General features: G+C 44.9%; 6 protein-coding genes. All 6 read left to right on the top strand.

The genetic code is table 11. The features are described from left to right. Positions 1–276: 276 nt before the first annotated feature. The 6 genes from recD2 to INF28_RS12365 all read left to right on the top strand — a co-directional run bounded on the left by recD2 (position 277) and on the right by INF28_RS12365 (position 8,726). Positions 277–2,475 (top strand): SF1B family DNA helicase RecD2, encoded by a 2,199-nt coding sequence (gene recD2 / locus INF28_RS12390; protein WP_226393768.1) that lies wholly within the window; start codon positions 277–279, stop codon positions 2,473–2,475. 17 nt (positions 2,476–2,492) lie between these two features. Continuing rightward, a complete protein-coding gene (recR, locus tag INF28_RS12385) occupies positions 2,493–3,092 on the top strand; it encodes a recombination mediator RecR (protein WP_226393767.1) in 600 nt (199 codons plus the stop codon). 17 nt (positions 3,093–3,109) lie between these two features. Beyond that, positions 3,110–5,035 (top strand): stalk domain-containing protein, encoded by a 1,926-nt coding sequence (locus INF28_RS12380; protein WP_226393766.1) that lies wholly within the window; start codon positions 3,110–3,112, stop codon positions 5,033–5,035. 25 nt (positions 5,036–5,060) lie between these two features. Then, entirely contained in the window at positions 5,061–7,058 is a 1,998-nt protein-coding gene (locus INF28_RS12375; protein ID WP_226393765.1) for a stalk domain-containing protein, read from the top strand. Positions 7,059–7,073: 15 nt separating this feature from the next. Continuing rightward, on the top strand, positions 7,074–8,405 hold the full coding sequence (rlmD, locus tag INF28_RS12370; protein WP_226393764.1) for a 23S rRNA (uracil(1939)-C(5))-methyltransferase RlmD: 1,332 nt from the start codon (positions 7,074–7,076) through the stop codon (positions 8,403–8,405). Positions 8,406–8,534: 129 nt separating this feature from the next. Then, entirely contained in the window at positions 8,535–8,726 is a 192-nt protein-coding gene (locus tag INF28_RS12365) for a hypothetical protein (RefSeq protein WP_226393763.1), read from the top strand. Positions 8,727–8,918: the final 192 nt, after the last annotated feature.

Below are 8,918 nucleotides of genomic sequence, written 5' to 3'. Positions count from 1 at the left end.
TAGGTGGAACAGAACTGATAAATCAACATATCTTTTCGCCTTTACGCAAATTTTTAGAAATTTATTCTCATTAACAAAAGCAGCCCCTGCTTTCTGAGCGAAAACAGGGGTTTTTCTACAGGCTGAGACCGCGGTAAAAATTTGCCGCGGTCTTTTTTGTTGTGCAAAAGTATAAAATGTACATTTACAATCTTTCCAATGATTTTCCTCTTGTGTTTTTTTAATAGTTGTTTTATAATAGATGCTGTGAAAATAGGAGAAAAAGGGGGAATCTATGTGCTGCAGATTGATGGAACAGTGGAATCCATTATTTATGAAAATCATGAGAATGGATACACGGTCTGTGATATTGCAAGCGGAGGACAGCTGATTACCCTGACTGGTTATATGCCGAATTTGACGGAAGGCGAAAATGTGGTAGTTCATGGCGAATGGGTGACTCATGTGGAATATGGTGATCAGTTCAAAGTTGAATACTATGAACGCAGGCTTCCAAATTCCGAAGATGAAATTGAGAAATATTTAGCTTCTGGATTGCTTCCCGGGGTGGGAAAGACAACGGCACGAAGAATTGTGGAAAAATTTGGGACGGAATCCCTTTCTGTGATTGAGCATGAACCGGATCGGCTTTTGGAGATATCTGGTTTGACCCGGAAAAAGGTAGATGCGATTTATAAAAAGTTTGTGGAACTGATTGGCGTACGAGAGGTTGTGATTTTCTTTCAAAGGTTTGGGGTTTCCCCAGCGGCGGCTGTGAAAGCCTTTAAACTGTTTGGAACATCAACGGTTAACATCATTACCGAAAACCCCTATTTGCTCTCCGACCGGATTGACGGTATTACCTTCAAGACGGCGGATGCAATTGCGCAGGAGCTTGGCATTGACAAGAATTCATATGCCCGGATATCCTCCGGGATTCGGTTTTTGATGAAACAGATCGGGTATTTAAACGGACATACGTTTCTGCCGCGGTCTGCGGTAGCCGCTCAGGCAAGTCAATATCTGGAAGTAGAAAAAGAAAAGGCCGAAGAGGCCGTATCGGAAATGTTGCTGAAAGAGGAATTAGTTCTTGTGAATATGGGCGAATATGATGCCTTGTATTTGCGCCTGTATTATGATGCGGAAAAAAGAGTCGCAGAACGGCTTTTGGATATGTCTCAGTTGGTATTTGACATCGATATTGATGAAATAGACGAATTAATTGAGAAGGTGGAGGCAGAAAACGGAATCCAGCTGGCAGAAGCGCAGCTGGAGGCGGTGCGCAGTGTGTTTCAGAATGCGGCAATGGTGATTACTGGTGGTCCTGGTACCGGTAAAACAACAATTATTAAAACGATTATTTCCTTAATGCAGCGATCCAGAAGGCGGGTGGCTTTGACAGCACCTACTGGGCGGGCAGCCAAACGGATGAGTGAACTTTGCGGCATGGAGGCCAAAACCATTCACAGATTGCTTGAAATTACGCCTGGGGTAGACGAGGTGGGCTCTCAGTTTTCGCGCAATGCACACAATCCATTGGAATGTGACGTTTTAATCGTAGATGAGATGTCTATGGTGGATATTCTGCTGATGGACAGCCTGCTGGAAGCAGTACCCAGGGGTGCCAGAATTGTTATGGTAGGAGACAGTGACCAGCTTCCCTCTGTTGGCGCAGGAAATGTCCTGAAGGATATCATAGACAGTGATGCTCTGACCTGTATTCGTCTGACTGAAATTTTCCGGCAGGCGCAGGAAAGCATGATTGTAGTCAATGCACATAGAATTAATCATGGGGAGATGCCCATGTTTAACGACAGGGATAATGATTTTTTTCTGGTTACCCGGGAGGATCCTTTGCAAATTCCATCTACCATTGCGGATTTGTGTGCCAGGCGGCTGCCGAATGCCTATGGGCTGAGGCGTATTTCCCAGATTCAGGTGCTGACCCCCACCCGTAAATCACTGATCGGTGTACAGAATTTGAATGCAGTCCTGCAGGATGCACTTAATCCGCCGGATGGCGAAAAACCTGAAAAGGTTACCGCACGGTGTGTTTTCCGACTGGGGGATAAGGTAATGCAGATTCGAAATAATTATCAACTGGAATGGCAAAGAGTGGATGGCAAAGAAAAAGGGCTCGGTGTATTTAACGGTGATGTGGGCTTTATTACTGAAATTGATAATAGGAACCAAAAGCTAACTGTTGCCTTTGATGACCGTCTGGTGCTATATGATTTTATGCTGCTGGATGAACTGGAGCTTGCTTATGCCGTGACGGTACATAAAAGCCAGGGTAGTGAATTTGAAGCGATTGTGATGCCGGTATTTGAAACACATCGGCTTTTGATGACACGCAATTTATTGTATACTGCTATTACGCGGGCGAAATCGCTGGTGGTTCTGGTGGGTCAGGAGCAGTATATTAAAAAATTTGTAGAGAACGATAATATACAATACCGGTTTTCTGGATTAAAAAATAAATTACAAATTTTCTAAAACAGGAGAGGAATTTTATGGAATATTTTGCCCCGCCGCTTCAGGCATTGATTGAGGAATTTGCTAAACTGCCGGGAATAGGAAATAAGACGGCCCAGCGGCTGGCATTTTATATCATCAACCAGCCAGAGGAAAAGGCGCAGAAATTTGCGAATGCGATTTTAAATGCGAAGAAATCTCTTTGCTATTGCAAGGAATGTCAGAATTTGTCGGATAAAGATTTGTGCAATATTTGTTCGAATCCTGCCAGAGATCATGGGATTATTTGTGTCACGGAAAGTCCAAAGGACGTTTTGCAGATGGAAAAGACCAATGAATTTAAAGGCGTGTATCACGTTTTGCATGGCGCCATTTCGCCAATGGATCATGTGGGGCCAGACGATATCCGTATCAAGGAACTGGTCAGCCGGGTTGCAGAAGGCGGCATACGTGAAGTGATTATGGCTACAAACCCTAATCTTGAGGGAGAGACCACGGCCATGTATATTTCTAAGCTGCTGAAACCGTTTGGGGTAAAGGTGACCAGAATTGCACATGGTGTTCCCGTGGGCGGCGAACTGGAGTTTGCTGATGAAGTTACGTTGTCTAAGGCGCTGAAATGGCGGGTAGAATTATAAAAAAGGGAGGAAAAATTATGTTAAGAAAATGGATGGGAATGATTTTGTCGGTATGTATGGTATTATCACTGCTGGTGGTGCCGGTTTCGGCGGATGAACTGCCCCAGGCGTTTTGGGCGCTTAATGATGCTTACCTTGCTGCCAAAGATGCGGGCGATGATGACGGAATCATCAATTTTGGCGAGCAAGTGGTGTCTTTGCTGACCTCTGTGCCGGAAACCCAGCAGATTAAGGAAATTCTGGCATCTCGGTATTATGATATTGCAGACGCCTATGAGCGGAAAGGCAATTTTGAACGCGCGGGTGAATATTATGCGGTCTATATTCCTTACGGAGAATTTATGAATTGGGAGGACGGCGTCCGTATTGCAAAAAGTAAATGCCTTCAGTATCCTTCTACGGTAACTGGATATACTACGGCTGTCCAGCCGCAAAAAGACTTCGGTGCGCGGAATGAGCCGGATATGGGAGTGTTGTATGGCCAGGTGGCGGAAGAAACGAAAAATGAAGAATCTATGCTGCTTTTATATATTGATTATGGTACTATGCCAAATGATTGGGCGCTTAGTATTTTAGACAAAGCGAGGGAAAGAAATGTGGCGGTGGAAATTGGCTGGAATATCCAGGGTGAAGGCGGCGCACTGGCGGATATTCCCAACCAGACGGCCTACATCACAGAATTTTTGCAGGTGCTCAATCAGTATTCGGATATTCCCATGTATCTGAGAATTGGAGCAGAAATGAATGTTTGGCAGGTTCCGGCAGACCCAGAGCAGTTTAAGCAGGCATTCCGGGTAATTGCGGATTTGGTGCATGCCCAGACCAACCATGTCGCTACCGTCTGGTCGGTGGCGCATGCCTCCGCGTGGAATGTGGATATGCTGGATTTTTATCCCGGTGACGAATATGTGGACTGGGTGGGTATTTCAGCCTATATGATACGGTATTTTGAAGGCAGAGAATGGTCTGAAAATGAGCGCTTGAATGAGGTCTCTTTCTGTGCCGGTGATGGAGCGGATCCGGTGATGTTGGTGCGGGAAACAGTGGAAAAATTTGGGGATAGAAAACCCATTATGCTGGCGGAGTGTGGCAGTGCACACACGACAACTACACTTTCGCGGGAGCACAGTGATTGGGCTGTGAATCATCTCAAGCGCATGTACTGGTTTGTACCCATGGTATACCCGCAGGTAAAGCTGATGGCATATTTTAATACGTATATTTCTCCTGAAAGCAATGATTATGCCTTGACACACAGTCCGGCATTGGAGCAGGCGTACACGGAAGCAACAAAAGCACCGCATTTTATTCAGGATCATTATGCGACGGCGGCTTCACAAACCTATCGTCCGCTGCAAAACGGAATGATTCTACCTCAGGCGGTTGTGCCGCTTTATGCGTACCCGCATGTTTATGGAGATGATAATCCATCGGTGCGGTATTATATCGACGGTAATTTGGCGGGAGAAATCAGTGACATTCCCTATCAGTTTTCTATGGACCTTTCAGGCTATGGGATAGGAGAACACAGTATCCGGCTGGAAACCGTTTCTCAGGGAAGGGTAGCCGCATCGGCAGAGTATGCGGTTACAGTGGCTGAAAATATACGGGTTACGGTTAATGGAGAAGAATTGCGCAGTGATGTGGTTCCGGTTATGGAAAATGACCGGGTGCTGGTGCCCATGCGGACAATTTTTGAAGCGCTTGGAGCGTCGGTTAATTGGGATGATGCTTCGCAGACTGCAATCGCATCTAAAAACGGGATTGAAATTGCAATTGGTATCGATCAGAATCAAATGCGCAAAAATGGAGAGAGCATCAGTCTGGATGTTCCGGCAAGATTGATCAATGACCGAACCATGGTACCTGTTCGTGCGGTTAGCGAAGCTTTGGATGCACAGGTGGACTGGAACGACGCAGAAAAAACAGTAGTAATCGAATAGTAAGAGAGAATGAAGGTGACAGCAGGTGAATTGGAGAAAATTGACTGCGGCAGGCATTATGTTGCTTTTGATGGTGTCATATGGATTGAATATATTTGCGGCAGATCAGCTGCCGGGCGAGTTTTGGAGTCTGAATGAAGCGTATTTAAATGCCAAAGAGGCTGGGGATGATACAGCGTTGATTGCATACGGCGAGCAGGTCATAGAACTTTTGACCTCTCGTCCGGAAACCCAGCAGGCCAAAGAGGTTTTGGCATCCCGGTACTATGATGTGGCGGATGCGTATGACCGGCAGGGGAATTTTGAAACGGCGGCCATGTATTATGAAAAATATATTCCTTATGGTAAATATATGCACTGGGATGATGGTGTCAAAATTGCGGAGTTTAAAGTTGCGCAGTATCCGTCCACGGTGCAGGGGTTTACGGATGCGGTGCAGCCTCAGCGGTATTTCGGAATGCGGAACGAGCCGGAATCCGGGGTATTATACGGGGAAGTATCGGAGCAGACGCGGCAAAGCGAGTCCATGATACTGCTGTATATCGATTATGGCAATATGCTAAGTGATTGGGATTATAGTATTTTTGAAGCAGCACGGCAACGCGGTGCGGCAGTGGAGATCGCTTGGAATATTCAAGGGGAAGGCGAGGCTGTAAAGGAGATTCCCAATCAGAAAGAATATATTACGGCCTTTTTGGAGGAACTCAACCGATATCCCGATGTTCCGATTTTTCTCCGGATTGGAGCGGAGATGAACATTTGGGATATTCAGGCGGACCCGGAGGAGTTTAAAACGGCATTTCGCATCATTGCGGATTTAGTGCATGAAAAAACGGAGCATGTTGCAACGGTTTGGTCTGTTTCCCATGCGTCCACTTGGGGAATCGAAATGGAGGATTTTTATCCCGGAGATGAATATGTGGACTGGGTCGGTATTTCTGCGTATATGATCCGTTATTTTCAGGGACAGGAATGGCCGGTAGAAGAACGTTACAGCGAGGTCTCGTTTGGATCCGGTGATGCAGCGGATCCGCTGATGGTCATTCGGGAAACCGTAGAAAAATTTGGGGACCGCAAGCCAATTATGCTTGCAGAATGCGGCAGTGCTCATACTACCATATCGCTTTCAAGAGAGCACAGCGATTGGGCGGTGAATCATTTAAGGCGTATGTATTGGTTTGTGCCTATGGTATATCCTCAGGTCAAGCTGATGGCGTATTTTAATACATATGTACCGCCGGAAACCAACGATTATGCCTTGACGCATTGCCAAGCGTTGGAAGAGGCATATCAGGAATTGATACAGGCGCCCCATTTTATACAGGAGCGGTTTGATGGAAAACCTAAGCATGGTTATCAGCCTTTGCAGGATGCAATGGTTCTTGCGCAGACAACGGTGCCTGTTTATGCTTATCCGCATGTCTTTGGTGATGATGCACCGTTGGTACGGTATTATATAGACGGCAATTTGGTTTTTGAGACAGCCGACATTCCTTATCGGGCAGAACTGGATTTTACACAATACAGTTTGGGGAAACACGAATTGCGCATAGAGACCATTTCAAACGGTAATGTTGCGGCGACTGCGCATTATCAGATTCAGGTTGCGGAGGATATTCATATTACAGTGGATGGCAAGGAGCTTCAAAGTGATGTCGTTCCTGTTATGGAGAATGACAGGGTTCTGGTACCCATGCGAACCATTTTTGAAGCCTTGGGCGCAAAGGTGGAATGGGACGAGGAGACCCAAACCGTTACTGCGGAAAAAGGATGGACAGAAATTCAAATCACCTTAAATGAATCGAAAATGCGGAAAAACGAAAAAGAATATGAGTTGGATACGACGGCCTGCATGATCAATGACAGGACAATGGTGCCTGTGCGCGCGGTGAGTGAGGCTTTTGATGCAAAAGTGGAATGGAGCGAATCGGAAAAAACTGTTACGATACAGCAAAAACAGCCGAATCCTCTTTATGCCGGTATTCAACATTTAGTAGGTTGGATTAGTGAGTTTATTTCATAAGAATAAGGGATGACAATGCAGAAAAATGAAATTTATGAGACGGTTATTACAGGAATGACAGACGAGGGAGACGGTGTCGGAAGGGTAGAAAAAATGGCGGTCTTTGTGCCATATACATTGGTAGGCGAAAGGGTCAGGATTCTTATTGTCAAGGTTTTAAAGCATTATGCTTACGGAAAATTGTTGGAGGTGCTTTCTCCCTCTGTACATCGGGTAAAGGCAGAGTGCCCTTACTTTTACCAGTGCGGTGGTTGTCAGCTTTGGCATATGGATTTAGAGGCGGAACTGGAATATAAAAAGCACAAAGTGGAGGATTGCTTAAATCGTATCGGGGGAATCTGTGTTCCGGTACAGCCCGTTGTTATGGCGGGAGACCAAAAGAGATACCGTAATAAGGCGCAGTTTCCTGTAACGCCGGAAGGAATAGGCTTTTACCGCCGAAACAGTCATACGGTGATTCCGATAGAAGATTGTCTGATTCAGGGAGAATGGAATCAAAACATCGTATCAGCGGTGAAAGTGTGGATGCAGGAAGAGAATATTTCTCCCTATGATGAAAAAATGCAAAAAGGATTTTTGCGGCATATTTATACCCGTGCGGGAAACAATGGCATTTTGGTAACTTTAGTGACCAATGGGGAAGATTTTTTGCAGTTCCAAAGTTTGAAAGAAAAAATTTTACAAGCAGAGCCAAGAGTGATTGGAATTACGCAAAATATAAATACAAAGGCCACCAATGTGGTTCTTGGGCAGAAAAATAAAACTTTGTGGGGAAAAGACCATGTGACCGATGCTGTTGGCAAAACAGCATTTTCTATTTCTCCTATGTCCTTTTATCAGGTCAACACCACGTGTATGCAGTCGCTTTATGAAGGTGCCGCGGCATTTGCGCAGTTGACCGGCAGGGAAATCGTCTGGGACTTGTACTGCGGAATTGGAACCATTGGTCAGTTTATGGCAGAAAGGGCGGCAAAAATAATTGGTATTGAAATTGTTCCTGAAGCGATAAAAAATGCCCGGGAGAATGCTAAGCGTAATAGAATCGAAAATACAGAATATTATTGCGGTAAAGCAGAAATTCTTGCGCCCAAACTGGCAGCACAAGGAATGTGGCCGGATGTAGTCATTTTGGATCCGCCGCGAAAGGGTTGTGACGAAAGGCTGTTAAAAACCGTTGCGGAACTGGCCCCAAAAAGGGTAGTCTATATTTCCTGCAAGCCGTCTACCTTGGCACGGGATTTGAAGTATTTAACGGCAGCTGGTTTTCAGGCAGAACAGATTCGCCCATACAATATGTTTCCCCGCAGTGCGCATATTGAGACTGCGGTTTTGATGTCACGCACATGAAACCCTGATGTTTTATTGGAGAGATGATATCAAATGAAAAAATTTTATTTTATCTTACTTATCTTGTGTGTATGTATTTGTTGCATAAGTTGTTCGGAGGAAAAGTATTCATCAGAAGATATTGAAACAATGGAGAGTTACGGATATCAGTTATTGGTTTCGAGAACTTTTGATCAAAGCTGGTATAAATATCAGGAATATTTTGACGAAGAAAAAAGCGAGTATAGAATTTATTTTAAAAATTCTGAAGGAGAAGGAATGGTTGCTATTTATGCTGTTCCGTTAGAAGAACCGATTACTTCCAGAATGGAGGAATGGTAGTAGAGGTATTGGGGAATGTATGGGGGCGATATGATTCAGAGAAACGGTGGAATACATAAAAATCGTGGACTGCCCCAATTTGTGCGGACAGTACAAAAACGCCCTTGATGGTAGGATAAATTAAAGATTTAAGCAATATACTGACTTCGTTTTTCAAGCGGAGTCAGTTTTGTTTTTATTTGTATTCTTTCG

The sequence above is a fragment of the Ructibacterium gallinarum genome, from assembly GCF_014982785.1.
Lineage (GTDB): Bacteria > Bacillota > Clostridia > Monoglobales > Monoglobaceae > Ructibacterium > Ructibacterium gallinarum.
This window is presented reverse-complemented; position numbering and strand designations above follow the sequence as displayed.

Coding starts and splice junctions, on each gene's coding strand:
- recR (WP_226393767.1), top strand. CDS start 2,493: ATGGAATATTTTGCCCCGCCGCTTCAGGCATTGATTGAGGAATTTGCT.
- INF28_RS12380 (WP_226393766.1), top strand. CDS start 3,110: ATGTTAAGAAAATGGATGGGAATGATTTTGTCGGTATGTATGGTATTA.
- rlmD (WP_226393764.1), top strand. CDS start 7,074: ATGCAGAAAAATGAAATTTATGAGACGGTTATTACAGGAATGACAGAC.
- INF28_RS12365 (WP_226393763.1), top strand. CDS start 8,535: ATGGAGAGTTACGGATATCAGTTATTGGTTTCGAGAACTTTTGATCAA.